Origin of the sequence: Arthrobacter sp. Soil762 (assembly GCF_001428335.1) — a bacterium.
In the GTDB taxonomy this organism is placed as follows: Bacteria; Actinomycetota; Actinomycetes; order Actinomycetales; family Micrococcaceae; genus Arthrobacter.
This window is the reverse complement of record NZ_LMSG01000020.1, coordinates 296,911-315,021: the sequence shown is the minus strand read 5'-3', so window position 1 is coordinate 315,021 and position 18,111 is coordinate 296,911. Positions and strand designations below refer to the sequence as shown.

General features: G+C 64.3%; 15 protein-coding genes and 1 pseudogene. 8 read left to right on the top strand and 8 right to left on the bottom strand.

Annotated elements, in window-relative coordinates; genetic code table 11:
• The first annotated feature begins 109 nt into the window (after window positions 1–109).
• From ASG77_RS17655 to ASG77_RS17635, 5 genes are all read left to right on the top strand, one after another.
• Window positions 110–601 carry a DUF2975 domain-containing protein gene (locus ASG77_RS17655; RefSeq protein WP_056347904.1) on the top strand — a complete coding sequence of 164 codons (492 nt, stop codon included), beginning with the start codon at window positions 110–112 and terminating at the stop codon, window positions 599–601.
• Complete coding sequence (locus tag ASG77_RS17650) at window positions 601–828, top strand: helix-turn-helix domain-containing protein (protein ID WP_056347902.1); 228 nt, start codon at window positions 601–603, stop codon at window positions 826–828. The genes ASG77_RS17655 and ASG77_RS17650 overlap by 1 nt, the downstream gene beginning before the upstream one ends.
• Before the next feature lie 19 nt (window positions 829–847).
• The gene (locus ASG77_RS17645; RefSeq protein WP_056347901.1) at window positions 848–1,681 is read left to right on the top strand and encodes an aldo/keto reductase; all 834 of its coding nucleotides are present in this window, start codon (window positions 848–850) and stop codon (window positions 1,679–1,681) included.
• Between the two features lie 134 nt (window positions 1,682–1,815).
• A complete protein-coding gene (locus ASG77_RS17640; RefSeq protein WP_056347899.1) occupies window positions 1,816–2,082 on the top strand; it encodes a GlsB/YeaQ/YmgE family stress response membrane protein in 267 nt (88 codons plus the stop codon).
• A gap of 109 nt (window positions 2,083–2,191) precedes the next feature.
• Window positions 2,192–2,725, top strand: a complete 534-nt coding sequence (locus ASG77_RS17635; protein WP_056347897.1) for a hypothetical protein — start codon at window positions 2,192–2,194, stop codon at window positions 2,723–2,725.
• A gap of 149 nt (window positions 2,726–2,874) precedes the next feature.
• On the opposite strand, the gene ASG77_RS22705 is transcribed toward ASG77_RS17635, so the two are convergent.
• The 7 genes and pseudogenes from ASG77_RS22705 to ASG77_RS17600 all read right to left on the bottom strand — a co-directional run bounded on the left by ASG77_RS22705 (window position 2,875) and on the right by ASG77_RS17600 (window position 9,342).
• A complete protein-coding gene (locus ASG77_RS22705) occupies window positions 2,875–3,210 on the bottom strand; it encodes a DM13 domain-containing protein (RefSeq protein ID WP_235564642.1) in 336 nt (111 codons plus the stop codon).
• A gap of 463 nt (window positions 3,211–3,673) precedes the next feature.
• A complete protein-coding gene (locus tag ASG77_RS17625; protein ID WP_056347896.1) occupies window positions 3,674–3,883 on the bottom strand; it encodes a hypothetical protein in 210 nt (69 codons plus the stop codon).
• Between the two features lie 37 nt (window positions 3,884–3,920).
• The gene (gene mmsB / locus ASG77_RS17620) at window positions 3,921–5,231 is read right to left on the bottom strand and encodes a multiple monosaccharide ABC transporter permease (RefSeq protein ID WP_056347894.1); all 1,311 of its coding nucleotides are present in this window, start codon (window positions 5,229–5,231) and stop codon (window positions 3,921–3,923) included.
• 4 nt (window positions 5,232–5,235) lie between these two features.
• Window positions 5,236–6,765, bottom strand: a complete 1,530-nt coding sequence (mmsA, locus tag ASG77_RS17615) for a multiple monosaccharide ABC transporter ATP-binding protein (protein WP_056347892.1) — start codon at window positions 6,763–6,765, stop codon at window positions 5,236–5,238.
• Between the two features lie 108 nt (window positions 6,766–6,873).
• Complete coding sequence (chvE, locus tag ASG77_RS17610) at window positions 6,874–7,998, bottom strand: multiple monosaccharide ABC transporter substrate-binding protein (RefSeq protein ID WP_056347889.1); 1,125 nt, start codon at window positions 7,996–7,998, stop codon at window positions 6,874–6,876.
• A gap of 220 nt (window positions 7,999–8,218) precedes the next feature.
• Window positions 8,219–8,506: pseudogene (locus ASG77_RS17605) on the bottom strand (methyltransferase); the annotation flags it as partial.
• An 8-nt stretch (window positions 8,507–8,514) separates the two neighbouring features.
• Complete coding sequence (locus tag ASG77_RS17600) at window positions 8,515–9,342, bottom strand: putative protein N(5)-glutamine methyltransferase (RefSeq protein ID WP_056347885.1); 828 nt, start codon at window positions 9,340–9,342, stop codon at window positions 8,515–8,517.
• A gap of 348 nt (window positions 9,343–9,690) precedes the next feature.
• Between ASG77_RS17600 and ASG77_RS17595 the strand changes: the two genes are divergently transcribed.
• Window positions 9,691–12,678, top strand: a complete 2,988-nt coding sequence (locus ASG77_RS17595) for an alpha-amylase family glycosyl hydrolase (protein ID WP_056347998.1) — start codon at window positions 9,691–9,693, stop codon at window positions 12,676–12,678.
• A 4-nt stretch (window positions 12,679–12,682) separates the two neighbouring features.
• Here ASG77_RS17595 and ASG77_RS17590 read toward each other — a convergent pair whose 3' ends face one another.
• The gene (locus ASG77_RS17590) at window positions 12,683–13,375 is read right to left on the bottom strand and encodes a GntR family transcriptional regulator (protein WP_056347883.1); all 693 of its coding nucleotides are present in this window, start codon (window positions 13,373–13,375) and stop codon (window positions 12,683–12,685) included.
• A 157-nt stretch (window positions 13,376–13,532) separates the two neighbouring features.
• On the opposite strand from ASG77_RS17590, the gene ASG77_RS17585 reads away from it, so the two are divergent.
• Window positions 13,533–15,272, top strand: coding sequence for an L-lactate permease (locus ASG77_RS17585; RefSeq protein WP_056347880.1), 1,740 nt, complete (start codon window positions 13,533–13,535; stop codon window positions 15,270–15,272).
• The gene (locus ASG77_RS17580; RefSeq protein ID WP_056347878.1) at window positions 15,272–18,097 is read left to right on the top strand and encodes an FAD-binding and (Fe-S)-binding domain-containing protein; all 2,826 of its coding nucleotides are present in this window, start codon (window positions 15,272–15,274) and stop codon (window positions 18,095–18,097) included. Before ASG77_RS17585 ends, ASG77_RS17580 begins: the two co-directional genes overlap by 1 nt.
• Window positions 18,098–18,111 lie beyond the last annotated feature (14 nt).

Below are 18,111 nucleotides of genomic sequence, written 5' to 3'. Positions count from 1 at the left end.
ACGCGCCGTCGCACTGGGACACCGGGTGCCGCGTCTTGGCCAAGTGCTTGCCGGATAAATCGAATATCGATAGCCTTTCATTGTTATTCGATACACTAGGAGGCCGCCCGTGGGAAAGCTGCTCACCCTCGCCCTGCGCGCCGTGCTGGCGATTGCGCTCGCCGGCTCACTCTTTGTCCAGGTCTGGATGGTGCCGCTGCTGTCCACCGACCTGGAGGAATCCGGCACCAACGCAGGCGTGCGCATATTGGCCCTCGCGCTCGCGGTCCTGGGCATCGCCGCCGTCCAGGTCACCCTGGTATGTGTCTGGCGCCTGCTGACGATGGTGCGGCGCGGAACAGTGTTCTCGCACGCCGCGTTCCGCTACGTGGATGTCATCTTCTGGGCCGTTGCGGCTGCGTCCGTGTTGGTGTTCGCGCTTGCCGTGATGCTCGCGCCGGGTGACGCCGCCCCCGGCGTTGTGCTGCTGATCTGCGGGGCGTCGCTGCTGATCGCAGGAGTGGCCCTGATCGTGCTCGTACTCCGGGCGCTGCTGGCCCAAGCCGTGGCCCGCGACGCTGAGGCGAACACCCTTCGCGCCGAGCTGGGCGAGGTGATCTGATGCCGATCGTCGTTGACATCGATGTGATGCTGGCCAGGCGAAAGATGCCCGTGGGTGAGCTGGCCGACCGGATCGGGATCACTCCGGCCAACCTGGCGGTCCTCAAGAATGGCCGCGCCAAAGCCGTGCGCTTCACCACGCTTGAGGCGCTGTGCGACGTCCTCGACTGCCAGCCCGGGGACCTGCTGCGCTGGGAGCCCGGGAAAGAGCAAGACGCGACGGCCTGATTGGGGGCAGACTGTTGAAATGACTCTCTCACCGCTCATCATGCTCAATGACGGCTACAGAATTCCGCAGCTGGGGCTCGGCACCTGGCCGCTGGACGACGAACAGGTTGCTGCCGCCGTCGTACAGGCCCTGGAAGCCGGGTACCGGCACCTCGATACGGCAGTGAAGTACGGCAATGAGGAAGGCGTTGGGAACGGCATCCGCGCAAGCGGCGTGGACCGAAGCGAAATCTTCGTCACCACCAAGCTGGATGGCCAGTTCCAAGGCGAGGACCGCGCGGTGGCGGGGTTGGAGGGGTCGCTGACGCGCATGGGGCTGGACTACGTGGACCTGCTGCTGATCCACTGGCCACTCCCCGCCCGTGATGATTTCGTCTCGACATGGAAAACGTTCGAGCGCCTGCAGGCGGAGGGCAAAGTCCGTTCCATCGGCGTCTCCAACTTCAAACCGGCACACCTGGAACGGCTGCTGGCCGAAACCGACGTTGTGCCTGCGGTGAACCAGATCCAGCTGAGCCCGGCGATCACCCGCGAGGCGGAACGGGAGTTCAACGCCGGGCATGGAATTGTCACGGAATCGTACAGCCCCCTGGGCGGGTCGGGGGCAAGCCTGCTGACCGCCCCCCTCCTTTCGCAGCTTGGTGAAAAATACGACAAAACCCCGGCTCAACTGGTGCTGCGCTGGCATATTGAGAAGGGACTTGTAGTCATTCCAAAATCGGGAAATCCCGAGCGGATGCAGGAAAACCTGGACATCTTCGATTTCTCCCTGGATCGGCAGGATCTCGCGGAACTTGCCATCCTGGACGAGGGGCCCGGCGCCGGCAACGATTCGGACACAACAGGGCACTGAGAAGGCCCCGAACAGGCCTTCCGCGGGGATTCAGAGTGGCGAAAAGAAAGTAAGCATGATTAGTATTGGGCAGAGGGATGAAGCGTGCCCGGGATCCGGGCACCTCCCTGATGTAGGAAAGAAGGAACGACAAAATGGGTTTCTTTGCATTTTTGATTCTTGGCCTTATTGCCGGCGCCATCGCTAAGGCGATCCTTCCGGGCAAGCAGGGTGGCGGCTGGATCATCACCCTCATCCTGGGCGTCGTCGGTGCGTTCCTCGGCGGCTGGCTTGGCGGAATGATTTTCGGTACCGGCCTGCAGGAGTTCTTCTCGCTGCAGACCTGGTTGCTCGCGATCGCCGGCTCGATCATCGTGCTGCTGGTTTACGGCATGGTCACGAAGCGCAGCGTCCGCAGCTAACTTCGTTACCGGCATGAACACCGGCCCCGGGACGACATCCCGGGGCCGGTTTTCTGTCCCCGGCCAAGCGGACGGGGACTGACACCTTCTCAACGAGCAGGAGTTCACTATGAAATCAAAGCTTCTTTTAGGTATTGGAATCGCGGCTGGTTACGTCCTGGGATCCCGGTCCGGCCGGACAGCGTACGACAAGCTCAGGGCCAGGGCGGCGAGTATCTGGGACAGCAAGCCCGTTCAGGACAAAGTCAGTGCCGCCGCGGAGGCCATCAAGGAGAAGGCTCCGGACGTGGCAGACCAGCTGGGTGAGGCCGCGCGCCGGGCGGGAACAGTCATCAGCTCCGCCGTCCACCAAGACGCCGCGTCCGGCAGCAGCAAGTCCAAAACGTCCGACGTCGGCGCCTCGGTGGGTGCCTACAGCACCGCTGCGGTTGGCAGCGCTGCGGCCGGCAGTACTGCGGCCGGCAGTACTGCGGTGGGCGATCACGTTCCCGCCCACAGCACGCACCCGGAAACGGTGAACCTGGGGACATCGGACGTTGAGTCGGACCCCGCATTCAATGACAACCAGGGCCAGGACTGGTCCGGTGAAGGTGGCGCCACTGCTGCCGGCGCAGCCACGAACGTTGACCCCCGACGGGAATGATCGGGGATCGTTGCCGGGACGTTACGCGGTATTCGCCGTGTGACACGGAAGCTACGTTGAAATTGTGCTAAAAATGGTCGTTGCTGGCCGCCGCGCTCCTTGGGGGACGCGGCGGCCAGCCACGTCTCAGGTCATTGCCAGATGCCGTCTCAGGTGACCAGCTCGGCAGCACCGAATGACACGCTGAACTGAACGCACCACGGGTCAACTGACGGGTACTTCGACACGTCAACGTCGGCGGGAATCCGGTAAACCTGATTGCCCTGATTTCCCTTGATCAGGCCGAGGTCGTAGTAATCAGCGGAGCCGGCGGTGAACCAGCCGGCCGTCCCTTCCACCACGTGGGCGGCGCTTAACCAGACGTGCACATCCGGACCATTGGACGTATCCAGGTTTTCGAGCGTGAGCAGCCTGGCGCCGTCAGGCTGCTGGACGATCCGGGCAGTTCCCGTGGTGGCGTGTTCATGGCTGATCAGCGTACCCACAGCAAGCTGCACCGGGCCTGCAGGTATTGGTGCCGGCGTCGGAGTTGGCGCAAGGGGTGAGGGCGGAGTCGGTTGTGCTTGCGCTGGACTGCTGGCCACGATGGGGAGCTGTTCATCCACCTTCACGTCCACAAGAGGAGCCAGGGCTTGAACAGCACAAGCCCAATCACCAGCCCCACCGCTGCAAGGGCCGCCGCAGCGATCATCCAGGTCCGGCGTCGGTTTGGACTCTGCTTTCGACTCATGGACTTCCGCTCATGGAATCATCGTCCGCGTATCCGGCGAGTGTCGCAACGCACCAGCCGTCGCGATCCTGATCCCACGATGGTCCAAAGCCAACAAGGCCAAGCCGGGTGCTCTGAAGTCAGATAAGTTCTTCGAGATCCGCAGGAAAGATTCCGACTCCTAGGATCACGAGACGGCGAGGCGCCTGATTCCGGAACTGCGGCGGTTCCGGCAGCCCTCAGGAAACCTGTTCGCGGGTCATCCCGAAAGGAACCTGATCTGACAGCGTTGCGGTGTAGCGGCCCGGGGCGACACGGGTGACCAGGATGCCGTGCGTGCCTGTGAGGAGGGCGACTTCCTGAAGGCGCCGGACGGCAGCATCAAGCTCTTCGTCCAAAAGGTGCCGGCTGGCGACATCTATCTCAATGCGGTCTATGGGCGTAGACATATCGGTTCCTTGTTAATAGTTGGGGTGGGTTTCCTGGTTACTCAGGCTTGACCGCCGAAACGGGGACAGGGCGATCCTTCGCATGGTCCTTCGTCCCCGCGGGTGCATGGGATTCCGACGTGGCCGGCGGGGAAGTCCTGAACTTGAACCTCTTCCCGATGGTGCTGCCGCCGCCACCGCTGCGGTTCTTGTTGAAAATATCGAAGCCGACAGCAAGCAGGAGGACCAGCCCCTTGATGAGCTGCTGGTAGTCAGTGCCGAGACCCAGGATGGACATGCCGTTGTTCAGCACGCCCATGATCAGGCCGCCGATCATGGCTCCGGCCACGGTGCCGATGCCGCCTTGGACTGCGGCGCCGCCGATGAATGCCGCGGCGATAGAGTCGAGTTCGAAGCCTGTGCCGCCGGCGGGCTGTGCCGAGTTGAGCCTTGCCGTGAACACCAGGCCTGCGAGTGCCGCCAGGACGCCCATGTTGACGAAGAGCCGGAAAGTGACGGCTTTGGTCTTGACCCCGGACAGCTCTGCTGCGTGCAGGTTGCCGCCGATCGCGTAGGTGTGGCGGCCGAAGACGCTGTTGTTCATCAGCGCCGTGTACACGATCACCAGGACTGCCAGCACGATCAGGACGATCGGGGTGCCCCGGTAGCTCGCGAGGAGGAACGTGATGATCAGCATGAGCAGGGCAACGAAGGTGGTCTTGGTCACGAACCAGGCCATCGGTTCGTTTTCGAGGTCGAACTTCTTGCGGATCCGGCGTTCCTTGAGCGCCTGGATAAGCAGCGCCACCGTGGCGCCGACGCCCAGGATGACGGTCAGCCATTCCAGCACCGACGTGCCCCCGGAGATGTCCGGGAGGAAGCCGCCACCCAGGGCGCGGAGTTCGGAGGGGAACGGGGTGATCTGCTGGTTCTTCAGGGTGATCAAGGTCAGGCCGCGGAAGATCAGCATGCCGGCCAGGGTGACGATGAAGGCCGGGATGCCGACGTAGGCGATCCAGTATCCCTGCCACGCCCCGACGAGCGCTCCCACCAGGAGGCAGGCCGGGATGGCCAGCCACCAGGCCCAGCCCCAGTGGACCATCATGACGCCGGCGACGGCGCCGATGAAGCCAGCGATCGATCCCACCGAGAGGTCGATGTGGCCGGCAATAATGACCATGACCATGCCGATGGCGAGGATGAGGATGTAGCTGTTCTGGACCACCAGGTTGGTGACGTTCTGCGGCTCCAGGAGGATGCCGTTGGTCAGTACCTGGAACAGCAGGACGATCAGGATCAGGGCAACGAAGATGCCAACCTGCCGGAGGCGGCTTGTCAGGAAGCCGAGGGATTCTCGTAGGGCGGACATGGTCCTATTCCTTCTCTTGGGTCATGTAGTGCATGAGGGTTTCCTGGGATGCTTCGGCGATGGGAACCTCGCCGGTGATATGGCCGGCCGACAGGGTGTAGATCCTGTCGCAGATGCCGAGGAGTTCGGGCAGTTCCGAGGAGATGACAATGACAGCTTTTCCCTCCGCCGCGAGCCTGGCGATGATTGTGTAGATCTCGAATTTGGCGCCGACGTCGATCCCGCGGGTGGGCTCATCGAGGATCAGCACGTCCGGGTCCGAGAACATCCACTTGCTCAGCACCACCTTCTGCTGGTTTCCGCCGGACAGTTTGCCGGTGATGGCAGCAACTGAGGGCGCCTTGATGTTCATGCTCTTGCGGTAGCCGTTAGCCACCACCGTTTCCCGGTTTTTGTCCACCCAGCCGCCCTTGACCAGCTTGCGGAGCGCGGCCATGGAGATGTTCCGCTGGATATCCTCGATGAGGTTCAGGCCGTAGTGCTTCCGATCTTCGGTGGCATAGGCGATCCCGTGCCCGATCGCCTGGGACACCGTGGAGGTGTTGATTTCCTTGCCGTACTTGTACACCTTCCCGGACATCGCCGTGCCGTAAGTGCGTCCGAAAACGCTCATGGCCAGCTCGGTCCGGCCCGCTCCCATCAGGCCCGCGAGGCCCACCACTTCGCCCTTGCGGACGTTGAGGCTGGCGTTGTGCACCACCATGCGTGTGTGGTCCTGGGGGTGCCTGACGGACCAGTCCTCGATCCGCAGGACTTCCTCCCCGATCTTGGGTTCCCGGTCAGGGTAGAGGCTTTCCAGGTCCCGGCCCACCATGCCGCGGATGATGCGTTCCTGCGTGATCTGGCCTTCATGGAGCCGGAGCGTCTCGATGGTTTTGCCGTCCCGGATGATGGTGACGGCGTCTGCGACTTTGCGGATTTCGTTGAGTTTGTGGCTGATGATGATGCTGGTGATGCCCTGGCCCTTCAGATGCAGGATCAGGTCCAGGAGGTGGCCGGAGTCCTCGTCGTTGAGCGCCGCTGTGGGCTCGTCCAGGATGAGGAGCTTGACTTCCTTCGAGAGCGCCTTGGCGATTTCCACCAACTGCTGCTTGCCCACACTGATGTGCTGGACCGGAGTGATGGGGTTTTCGCTCAGGCCCACCCTGGCCAGCAGTTTGGCGGCCTCCAGGTTGGTCTTCCGCCAGTCCACCCAGCCGTTTTTGGCCTGCTCGTTTCCGAGGTAGATGTTTTCGGCGATCGAGAGGTAGGGGCTCAGCGCGAGCTCCTGGTGGATGATGACGATGCCGCGTTTCTCGCTGTCGTTGATGCTGGAGAAGTTGCAGGGCTCGTTTTCGAAGAGGATGTCCCCGTCGAAGGAGTTGTGCGGGTAGACCCCGGACAGGACTTTCATCAGGGTGGATTTGCCCGCCCCGTTCTCTCCGCAAATGGCGTGGACCTCGCCCCGGTTCACGTCAAGGGTGACATCCTGCAGGGCCTTCACGCCCGGAAAGGTCTTGGTGATTCCTCGCATTTGAAGAATGGGTGTGTTCATCGTCAATTCCCACTGACTGGTTGGAAAACTGGACCGGCCTGCGGCTGCAGGGCCTATGGGAAGGGGTTGCGGCCAGGCCGTGCGGCCGGCCGCAACCCCGCAAGATGGTTACTTGACGTCGGCGTCGGTGTAGTAGCCGGAGTCGATGAGTTCCTTCTTGTTGTTTTCCGCAGTGATGATCACGGACTTGAGCAGGTAGGCCGGAACCACCTTGACCTTGTTGTTGTAGGTCTTGGTGTCGTTGACCTCCGGCTCCTGGCCCTTCAGCAGGGCGTCCACCATCTTCACTGCCTGGGAACCCAGCTGGCGGGTGTCCTTGAAGATGGTGGAGTACTGCTCACCGGCGATGATGGACTTCACGGAGCCCTTCTCAGCGTCCTGGCCCGTGACGATCGGCAGGTCGCCCTTGGCGTAGCCGCCGGTGCTGGTCAGAGCCGAGATGATGCCGATGGAGAGGCCATCATAGGGGGAGAGCACGCCGTCGAGCTTGGTCCCGGAGCTGTAGGCCGCGGTGAGGATGTCCTCCATGCGCTTCTGGGCAACGGGGGCCTGCCAGCGCAGGATGGCTGCCTGCTCGAACTTGGTCTGGCCGCTGGGGACCTTGAGTGTTCCGGCGTCCAGGTACGGCTTCAGCGTGTCCATGGCGCCGGTCCAGAAGAAGTTGGCGTTGTTGTCATCCGGGCTGCCGGCGAAAAGCTCAACGTTGAACGGGCCCTTGCCCTCCACCTTCTTGCCGCTGGCATCAACCAGGCCCAGCCCGGTCAGCAGCGATGTTGCCTGCTGCACGCCCACCGTGTAGTTATCGAACGTGGTGTAGAAATCAACGTTCGGGGTGCCGTTGATGAGGCGGTCGTAGGCGATGACCTTGACGTTCTGTTCCTTTGCCTTGGCGAGCACATCGGTCAAGGTGGTGCCGTCGATGGCGGCGACAATGAGCGCCTTGGCACCCTTGGTCAGCATGTTCTCGATCTGCGATACCTGCGTGGGGATGTCGTCGTTGGCGAACTGCAGGTCAGTCTTGTAACCAAGTCCCTTCAAGGACTTTTCCACGTTTCCGCCATCGGCGATCCAACGCTCGGACGTCTGGGTGGGCATCGAGATACCCACCAGGGATTCACTGGGATTCGCAGTGGTTTCCGAGGTGGCTGTTCCGCCCCGGCTTCCGCACCCTGTGGCACCCACAGTGACTGCGAGGACGACGGCGACTGCGCCCAGGAATTTCCTAATTCTCACGATTTCTCCTCCCGCGGAAGCTGGTCCGCGAAGTGCTGCTGGGTCGGCAGGCGTCTGCGCTTGCCGGTAGAGCGGTACTGCCTTGATGTGCAGGGCCCGAGCCCTGGACATCTGAAGAGCTGCCAACAGGCAGGAGCGGAGGTCGGTTGCGTGCCGGAAGCCAAGTTCCGCCTCATACTTGTTAGCGCTAACAACAGGATATTGCAGAGTAGCATGTGAGTCAAATCACTTTTATTGGTGAGCGGAAACGCCGGGCGTCTCCACTCGGAACTCCGAGTCCCAGTGCGGATGCCGTCGAGCCGGCGCGGGCCGGCAGCGCGGCGAGAGCGTTTGGCCTGATGGCGTAGTTCCACAGCAGCGAGCCCACGACCTCGGAAGCGACAACGAGCCAGGACTGCAGGATGACGCCGATCGCGGCGCCCTGGACAATGCCCGCGACCGCCATCGGATTACGAATCCAGCGATATGGGCCCCCGATGACCAGGCGGTTGGGCATCGCGGATGGCAGCAACTCCACTAAGGCCCAGCCTGTCCGACTACAACGGTGCCGTCCAGTTCTTCCGAGCGGACAGTTCTCACCGCGAAGCCCGCATGCGCCAGGATCGACGACGTCCCTCCGGCCTGCCGCTCGCTGGTTTCGATGATGAGATTCCCGCCGGGCCGCAGCCATTCGCTGGACTCCGCAGCGACGCGGCGGTGGAACGCGAGTCCGTCAGTGCCACCGTCGAGCGACCACAACGGTTCGTGCTCGCGTGCCTCGTGCGGCATGGAATTGATGGCGCCGGTCGGGACATAGGGGGCGTTGACAGCCAGAACACGGATCCGTCCCTTGATGGCGCGCGGCAGCGCATCGAACAGGTCGCCCTGGTGGACCTCGCCACCCACGCGGCCAATGTTCCGGCGGGCGCAGTCCACCGCAGCCTGGTCAATGTCCGCCGCATGGAGTTCCAGCCCCGGAATCCGGCAGGCGATGGCGGCCCCCACCGCACCGGACCCACAACACAGGTCCACAACAACGGCGGGCTCCGAACTCTCCAGAGGCTCCCGCTTCGGGTCCGCCGAGAGCAGGGCTGCGGCCTCATTCACCAAGAGCCCGGTGCGGCGGCGCGGAACAAAAACCCCAGCATCGAGCTCAATCCGGAGTCCGCAGAACTCTGCCCAGCCCAGGATGTGCTCCAGCGGGTACCCGGCAGCGCGCCGCTCCACCGCCGCAGCGATTTCGGCCGGGCCGGACACCGCGGCGAGGAGAAGCTCGGCTTCCTCCTCCGCAAAGACGCACCCGGCCGAGCGAAGCCGCTCAGCGATCCCAGCAAGGGACTCAACATGAAATTCAGTGGCTGACATGGGTACACCTTCCGCGAACTGATGGGCTCCGGGCACCGTCGCCCGCCTCTGAATGTACGCGAAGGTAGCCTCCGGCGGCGTGTCTAAAAAGACTGGATTTATTCGGTGCAAGCGCTTACAGTGTGCCGTGGTTCACATGGCGATCGTTCCATGATCGGCAACCGCGAACCGCGCATCTGACCGCAAACTGACGCCCGCACTCACCTGTCCCCAGCACATTTCCCCGCAGCCTGCACAGCATCGCCGCTACCAGGAAGGTCTCCTGACGTGAACACACGCACCCGCAGAGGCTCCATCCAACGCCTCAACTACCCCACGACATCATGGCTGGGACTGCTCGCCACAGCCATGCTCGTGTCGACCTCCGTCCTCCCTGCCCACGCCGCGCCGGGCCCGAAAGACCCGGGGTCGTCGTCGGCCCTTCACTCACTCCGCGCCCCGGTGACGGACGAGAATTTCTACTTTGTGATGGCCGACCGATTCAGCAACGGGGACACCACCAATGACGACGGCGGCCTGGGTAACGACCCCATGGTGTCCGGCTACGACCCCACCAAAAAAGGTTTCTACAACGGCGGCGACCTGGCCGGGTTGCTGGACAAAATCGACTACATCCAGGGCCTGGGCACCACCTCCATCTGGCTCACTCCCAGTTTCAAGAACAAGGCGGTGCAGCCCGAGGACAAGTCAGCCGGCTATCACGGCTACTGGATCACCGACTTCACCCAGATCGACCCCCATCTGGGCACCAACGACGAGTTGAAGGCTCTGATCGACGAAGCCCACTCGCGCGGCATGAAAGTGTACTTCGACATCATCACCAACCACACCGCGGACGTGATCGGCTACGAAGAGGGCGCCCGCAAGACCTACGTTTCGAAGGACGCCGAGCCGTACAAGTCGGCTGCCGGCGACGAGTTCGATGACCGCGACTTCGCCGGGTCCAACGACTTTCCGGAGCTCGATGCCAAGACGTCCTTCCCCTACGTCCCCGTCCTGGATAAAGCAGAAGAGGACCTGAAAGTTCCCGCCTGGCTGAACGATCCCACGCTGTACCACAACCGCGGCGACACCACTTTCCAAGGCGAGGACTCCTACTACGGCGATTTCTTCGGCTTGGATGACCTCTTCACCGAGAACCCCAAAGTGGTGGACGGCATGGAGGATATCTACAAGTCCTGGATCGGCGACTTCGGGGTGGACGGCTTCCGGATCGACACCATGAAGCACGTCAACAACGAGTTCTGGCAGGAATTCGGCCCGGAGATGCTCAGCTACGCCAAGGCTCAGGGCAAGGACGAGTTCTTTATGTTCGGCGAAGTCTTCGACACGACCAAGTCCTTCACCTCCCAGTTCACCACGCGCAACCAGATGCAGGCAGTGCTGGACTTCCCGTTCCAGGAGGCCGCACGGAACTTCGCGTCCAAGAGCCAGGCAACCCGCTCGCTGGAGACCTTCTTTGCTGGCGACGACTGGTACACCGATGCCGATTCCAACGTCTACCAACTGCCCACCTTCCTGGGCAACCACGACATGGGCCGCATCGGCAGCTTCATCGCGGCCGACAACCCGGGTTCAGCCGACACGGAGCAGGTGGCCCGCGACCAGCTGGCCCACGAGCTGATGTACTTCTCCCGCGGCAACCCGGTGATCTACTACGGCGACGAGCAGGGCTTCACCGGCCCCGGCGGCGACCAGGACGCCCGCCAGACGCTCTTCGCCAGCCAGGTGCCGGAGTACCTCGACGACGATCTGCTGGGCACCGATGCCACGCACGCGACCGACAACTTCAACGCCGGCCACCCGCTGTACTCCAAGATCAGTGAACTGGCGGCATTGACCAAGGACCACCCGGCCCTGCGCGACGGCGCCCACCAGCACCGCTACGCCTCCGAGGGGCCCGGGATCTACGCCTTCTCCCGCACCGACGCGGAGGATCAGCGTGAGTATGTCGTGGCCCTGAACAACAGCGAGCAGCCTCAAACCGCGGACGTCCCCACCTACATCAGCAAGCGCAGCTACACAAGGATTTACGGGGCGGGTGCGGACGAAGTTAAGACCTCAGCGGACGGAAAGTTGACGGTCACCGTCCCGCCGCTGTCGGCCGTGGTCTACCAGTCATCGGGCCGCATTCCGCATTCCAAGGCGGCTCCCGCCGTCGCGCTTCAGGAACCTGCCGCGGCACCGACGGATAACGGCCGGATCAACGTGACGGCCGACGTCGGCGGTGCTTCGTTCTACGAGGTCACCTTCGAGGCCAGGACGGCGGGCGGTGGCTGGGCGCCGATCGGCACTGACGACACCGCGCCCTACCAGGTGTTCCACGATGTCGCTGCCTTGGATGCAGGCACCGCCCTGGAATACCGCGCCACGGTGCTGGACAACGGGGGCCACCGTGCCACCAGCCAGCCCCGGGCGGCCGCAGTTCCGGCGCCGGCCCTGACTCTGCAGACGCCGCTGGAAGGAAGCAGCGTGAAGGGGGCCGTTGAGCTCAGCGCGACGGCCGATCCGGAAAAGTCCAGCCATGTGGCGTCCTTCGAGCGCAGCGTGGCCGGCGGCGGATGGACGGCCGTGGGCTCCGATGGCTCCTCACCGGTGTACTCCGTGGTGGATGACCTGGCGGCACTCGAGCTCGCGGACGGCACGAAGGTGCAATACCGAGCCAATATGAGCGGCCCCGGCTTCAGCGTGGTCAGCGAGCCGCGGACGGTTACGGTCGGCGACGCCCCGCAGCCCGGTTCGGTGACCGTGGCGGGGTCGCTGAACTCCGAGATGGGTTGCCCTGCGGATTGGGACCCGGCCTGCCCGGCGGCGTTGATGACCCTGGACCCGGCGGACAACATCTGGCGGCTCACGGCAGACCTGCCGGCCGGTCAGTACGCGTACAAGGCAGCGCTCGACGGCGGCTGGGATGTGAACTATGGCGCCGGCGGAGTTCTTGGTGGCAGCGACATCGTGCTGGACCACCCCGGCGGAGCAGTCACGTTCCGCTACGACAACGGCACGCACGTCCTCAGCGCCGGGTACGCCTCACAACAGCCCGGTGCCGTTGCCATCGCGGGAAGCCTGGACAACGAACTCGGGTGCGCCGCCGACTGGGAGCCCGCCTGCGACCAGGCCCAGTTGACCCTGGACCCGGCAACGCTGGTGTGGAAGCTGCCCGTGCCGGACCTGCCGGCCGGCACGTACGAGTTCAAGGCGGCGCTGAACCGCAGCTGGGACGTGAACTACGGGGCTGGCGGGGTGCCCAACGGCGGGAACATCTCCTACACGCACGACGGCGGCCCGGTCACCTTCCGGTACGACCACACCACCCACCTGCTCATGGCGGGCTAGCCGGCTACTCCTGCAGCAGCCCTGACGGATACTCAGCCTCCGGGCCAGCACTTCCCCCCATAGCGGCGACGAGCCGTTCCCGCGCGCGCCCAAGGTGTTTGTCCAGCAGTTCGGCGGCGGCCTCGCCCTGGCCGCCCTCGATCAGCTCGAGGATCTTCTGGTGTTCGGCCAGTATCAGTTCCGTGTCCAGGAGGTGCAGCGACTGGATGCGGACCATACACAGCCGCACCTCGCCCACAAGCGAGCGGTACATCCGGCTGATGCGCTCATTGGCCACTGCGTCGATCAGGCTTGTATGGAAACGCATGTCCGGTTCCACAACGTCCAGCGGTGCGCCCGACGTCAATGCCGCGATATCGCGGTTGGCCTGGACAGCCCCTTGCGGCACGTTTTTGGTGCGCGCCAGCCGGCGTAGTACTTCGCTTTCCAGGTAGGCGCGTGCCAGGTAGATGTCCCGCACTGATTCCGGCCCCAGGTCAACAACGCGTGCGGTCTTGTGCGTGCCGCGGTCCAGCAGCCCCTCCGCCACGAGCTTCTCGATGGAGGCCTTGGCGGTGGGGCGTGCCACTTCGTACGACGTGGCGACGTCTGTCTCGGTGAGCGCCTCGCCGGAACCCAGGTCACCGGAGAAGACGCGGCTCCGCAGATCCGCTGCGATGGCGTCCACGATGGAAACTGCTGCAATACGGCCGACCATGCGCGCATCCTCTCCGAACCAAAAACCCAACTGAACCAAAACCCAATTCCTTCAATCTTGCCAGACAAGTCAACACATGCACTTGACCAACATGTGTACTTGTTAGACAATCGAAGGGCGCCACGGTGTTGTGACGCCTAACACAATCTGGAGACACATGTTTCAGCAGATCCTCGACCCCATTGCCGGGTCCCTAGTGCTTTCCGCCCTTTTCGCGGCGCTTCCCCTCGTCCTGCTATTTGTTCTGCTGGGCGTTTTTAAGGTCAAGGCACCCAAAGCAGCCCTGGCCAGCCTCGCCCTGTCCCTCGTGCTTGCCATCGTTGGCTGGCAGATGCCGGTCGCCCAGGCCCTTAGCGCCACCGCGGCCGGCATCTTCTACGGCCTGTTTCCCATCCTGTGGATCCTGGTGAATGCGCTGTGGATCTACCGGCTCACCGTCGCCACGCCGTGGTTCGAAGTGCTGGGACGCACTATCCGTTCCATCTCGAACGACCTCAGGATTTTGTCCATCCTGATCGCTTTCTGCTTCGGCGCCCTGCTGGAATCCCTGGCCGGCTTTGGCGCGCCCGTGGCCATCTCCGCCGCCATGCTGATGGCTGCAGGAATGAAGCCGCTGAAGTCAGCAATTGTCTCGCTGCTGGCCAACACCGCCCCGGTAGCCTTCGGCGCGATGGCCGCGCCGATCATCGCCCTGAACGGCGTCACAGGCCTGCCGCTCAATGAGCTTTCCTCGATGGCCGGCCGCCAGACTCCGTTCATCGCCCTGATCGTTCCGCTGCTGCTGGTGTTCATCGTCGACGGCCGGCGCGGAGTGAAGCAGACCTGGCCCGTAGCCCTCGTGGCAGGCGTCGCCTTCGGTGCGGCGCAGTTTGTCACCTCCAACTACTTCGCCGTGGAACTCACCGACGTTGTGGCCGCCGTGGTAACAGTGGCCGCCGTGCTCCTGATGCTGAAGGTATGGCAGCCGAAAGAAACCGTCGGAATGGGAGGAGCCGTTCAGGCCGCGCCGGAAGCAGCCGAGGCAGCCCCCGTCGGCGCCCGCGCAGGTGCCGGTCCAGGGAGCGGAGCGAGCTCAAAACACTCTGCCGGACGGCCCGCCACGGGCAGTGCTGTACGACCTGACAGTGCAGTACCCACCGATAACTCGCGGCCCGAGCCAGGGCAGATCTGGATGGCGATAGCCCCTTACCTGATCATCATCGCGGTGTTCTCGGTGGCTCAGATTCCGTTCGTCAAGGCGTGGCTTAGCCAGGTTGGCAGCGTCACGTTCGCCTGGCCCGGCCTGGACATCACCGACTCGGCCGGCAAGCCTGTCGCAGCCACGAAGTTCAAACTGGACCACCTCAAGGCGACCGGCACGCTGCTGCTGTTCTCCGGCCTGCTCACCATGCTGCTGTACAAAATCTCTGCATCACAGGGACTGCGCGTCTACCGGGACACCCTGGTACAGCTGCGCTGGACCATCGTTACCGTCACAGCCGTGCTGGGCCTCTCCTTCGTAATGAACCTCTCCGGCCAGACCACTACCCTTGGCTTTGCACTGGCCTCCGCGGGCGGATTCTTCGCCGTCCTCTCGCCATTGATCGGCTGGATTGGTGTGGCACTCACCGGCTCCGACACATCCTCCAACTCCCTGTTCGGCCAGATGCAGGCCACCGCAGCGGAGCAGACCGGCCTGTCTCCGGTGCTGATGGCCGCCTCCAACTCCTCCGCCGGGGTGATGGGCAAGATGCTGTCGCTGCAGAACCTGGCCGTAGCCTCGGCGGCGGTGGGCCTTGACGGTGCCGAGGGAACCCTGTTCCGGAAGCTCCTCGGCTGGAGCCTTGGCCTGCTGGCGCTCATCACCGTGCTGATCTTCCTGCAGTCCACCCCCGTCCTGGGCTGGATGGTCCCCTGATGGCACCCGTGGACTTGGCTGGGCTGCGCGCGGCGGTGAAGGATCCCGCCCAGGTGAAGACCCGGGCGATCGACCTGCACGCGAACGCCCATGATGCCTCGCATTTCCTGCTGATCCCCCAAGCTGTGGTCACGGCCGGGAATGCTGCGGAAGTAGGGGGACTGCTGCGGGCCAGCGCCGCCCAGGGTGTGCCGCTGACCTTCCGGTCCGGCGGGACCAGCCTCAGTGGCCAGGCGGTCACCGACGGCGTGCTGGTGGACGTGCGCCGAAACTTCCGGGACATCGAAGTGCTCGACGACGGCGCGCGGGTCCGTGTCCAGCCCGGCGTCACGGTCAGGGCCCTCAACGCGAGACTCGCCCGCTACGGCCGGAAATTCGGCCCCGATCCGGCCAGTGAGGCGGCGTGCACCATCGGCGGTGTGGTGGCGAACAACTCCTCCGGCATGAACTGCGGGACGGTGGATAACACCTACCGCACCCTGGAGTCGTTGACGGTGGTGCTGCCCTCCGGCACCGTGATCGACACCGGTGCATCGGACGCCGACCGGAAACTCCGCGCCCTCGAGCCGGAACTCTATGCAGGCCTGGCCCGGTTGGCGGAGCGGGTCCGGAACAAACCCGACTCGGTCGACCGGATCCGGCAGCAGTTTTCCATGAAGAACACCATGGGCTACGGCCTGAACTCCCTGCTGGACTTCACGAGCCCGGTGGACATCATGGCCCACCTGATCGTCGGCAGCGAAGGCACCCTGGGTTTCGTGGCAGAGGCGGTTTTCCACACCATTCCGCGCCTCCAGCACGCCGCCGCAGGCCTGCTGGTGTTCCCGGACCTTGAAGCCGCCAACGCGGCCCTGCCCGCCCTCGTCGGGACAGGAGCCGCCACCATTGAGCTGATGGACGCGCTGTCACTGAAGGTGGGCCAGACACTCAAGGGAACTCCCGCCGTCGTGCAGGACCTGACGGTTCGGGAGCATGCCGCACTGCTTGTGGAGTACTCCGCCGGCAGCGCCGGACATTTGGCGGAGCTCCAGGTCAACGGCGAGGGCATCCTCGACGGCCTCGGGCTGTCCGCTCCGGCCCGGTTCACCGGCGACTCCCGCGAACGCGGCCAGCTCTGGCAGTTACGCAAGGGCCTCTACGCCTCCGTCGCCGGTGCGCGCCCCCAGGGCACCACCGCGCTGCTGGAAGACATTGTGGTCCCTGTCCCGGCGCTGGGCCGCACCTGCCGGGAGCTGATCCGGCTTTTCGACAAGTACAGCTACGGCAACAGCGTGATCTTCGGCCACGCCAAGGACGGCAACGTCCACTTCATGCTCACCGACGGTTTCGCCACCGCCGCAGAACTGGACCGTTACAGCGCCTTCACCGAAGACATGGTGGACCTGGTCCTGGCCGAGGGCGGATCCCTGAAGGCCGAGCACGGGACAGGGCGCGTCATGGCACCCTACGTCCGCAGGCAATACGGCGATGAGCTCTATGACGTCATGCGCAGCATCAAGCGGCTGTTCGACCCTGCCGCGATGCTCAACCCGGGCGTGCTGATGGACGAAGACCCCCTGGCGCACCTGCAGCACATCAAGACAGCGCCACCGGTCGCAGAGGAAGTGGACCGCTGCGTCTCCTGCGGCTACTGCGAGCCGGTGTGCCCCAGCAAGGACATCACCCTGACTCCGCGGCAGCGGATCGTCACGCTGCGCGCCATCGAATCCGCACGGCTGGCCGGGGACACTGCGCTGGTCAAGGAACTGGAAAAGGACTACGAGTACGAGTCTGTGGACACCTGCGCCGTGGACGGGATGTGCCAGACCGCCTGCCCGGTGGACATCAACACCGGATCGCTCGTTAAAAAGCTGCGGAAGGCCGACGCCGGCCCGCTCGCCAACGGCGCGTGGAATGCCGCCGCCAAGCACTGGGAGGGCGTCACCCGGGGTGCTTCACTGGCCCTGACAGTGGTCAACAGACTCCCGGCCACCGCCATCGCCCCGCCAAACAAGGCCGCGCGGGCAGTGCTTGGGGCAGACACAGTCCCGCTGTATTCGGCCGAACTGCCGGGCGGCGGTCCGGTGCGGAAGCGTCCGACGCCGGCGGGCGAAGTGGACGCTGTCTACTTCCCTGCGTGCGTGGGGACCATGTTCGGGCCTGCGGGCACGGCCCAGGACAGCCAAGGGAAAGGCGTCCAATACAGCTTCGAACAGCTTTGTGCCAGGGCAGAGCTGATGCTCCTTGTCCCGGAAGGGATCGACGGCCTCTGCTGCGGCACCCCCTGGTCTTCCAAAGGCATGGCCGCCGGCCAGGAAACGATGCGGGAGAAGACCCTCGCAGCGCTCCGGGAGGCCACCCGGGACGGCGAGCTGCCCATCGTTTGCGACGCGTCCTCCTGCACCGAGGGCCTGCGACAGGCCGTCGAATCGGACACGCCGGCGGCCGGGCAGCGTCCGCTGCGCATGGTGGACGCCGTGGACTTCGTTGCCGACCGGATCCTCCCCGGACTGCCCGATCACGGGAAGCTGGAGTCGCTGGCCCTGCACCCCACCTGCTCCTCCACCCGGATGGGGCTCAACGATGCCCTCGGTGCCGTGGCCGGTGCCGTCGCCGATCGCGTGGAGGTCCCCGAAAACTGGGGCTGCTGCGCATTCGCCGGGGACCGTGGCATGCTGCACCCGGAGCTGACGGCATCAGCTACCGCAAAGCAGGCCGCGGAAGTGGCGGACATGGGCGCTGCGGCGCACGCCTCCTGCAACCGGACCTGCGAACTGGGCATGACGCGGGCAACCGGCGCGCAGTACCGCCACGTGCTGGAACTCCTGGAGGAGGTTACCCGCTGACCCACGGCAAAGCG

Coding starts and splice junctions, on each gene's coding strand:
- ASG77_RS17590 (WP_056347883.1), bottom strand. CDS start 13,375: ATGGTCGGCCGTATTGCAGCAGTTTCCATCGTGGACGCCATCGCAGCG.
- ASG77_RS17650 (WP_056347902.1), top strand. CDS start 601: ATGCCGATCGTCGTTGACATCGATGTGATGCTGGCCAGGCGAAAGATG.
- ASG77_RS17640 (WP_056347899.1), top strand. CDS start 1,816: ATGGGTTTCTTTGCATTTTTGATTCTTGGCCTTATTGCCGGCGCCATC.
- ASG77_RS17645 (WP_056347901.1), top strand. CDS start 848: ATGACTCTCTCACCGCTCATCATGCTCAATGACGGCTACAGAATTCCG.
- mmsA (WP_056347892.1), bottom strand. CDS start 6,765: ATGAACACACCCATTCTTCAAATGCGAGGAATCACCAAGACCTTTCCG.
- ASG77_RS17635 (WP_056347897.1), top strand. CDS start 2,192: ATGAAATCAAAGCTTCTTTTAGGTATTGGAATCGCGGCTGGTTACGTC.
- ASG77_RS17595 (WP_056347998.1), top strand. CDS start 9,691: ATGCTCGTGTCGACCTCCGTCCTCCCTGCCCACGCCGCGCCGGGCCCG.
- ASG77_RS17585 (WP_056347880.1), top strand. CDS start 13,533: ATGTTTCAGCAGATCCTCGACCCCATTGCCGGGTCCCTAGTGCTTTCC.
- mmsB (WP_056347894.1), bottom strand. CDS start 5,231: ATGTCCGCCCTACGAGAATCCCTCGGCTTCCTGACAAGCCGCCTCCGG.
- ASG77_RS17580 (WP_056347878.1), top strand. CDS start 15,272: ATGGCACCCGTGGACTTGGCTGGGCTGCGCGCGGCGGTGAAGGATCCC.
- ASG77_RS17600 (WP_056347885.1), bottom strand. CDS start 9,342: ATGTCAGCCACTGAATTTCATGTTGAGTCCCTTGCTGGGATCGCTGAG.
- ASG77_RS17625 (WP_056347896.1), bottom strand. CDS start 3,883: ATGTCTACGCCCATAGACCGCATTGAGATAGATGTCGCCAGCCGGCAC.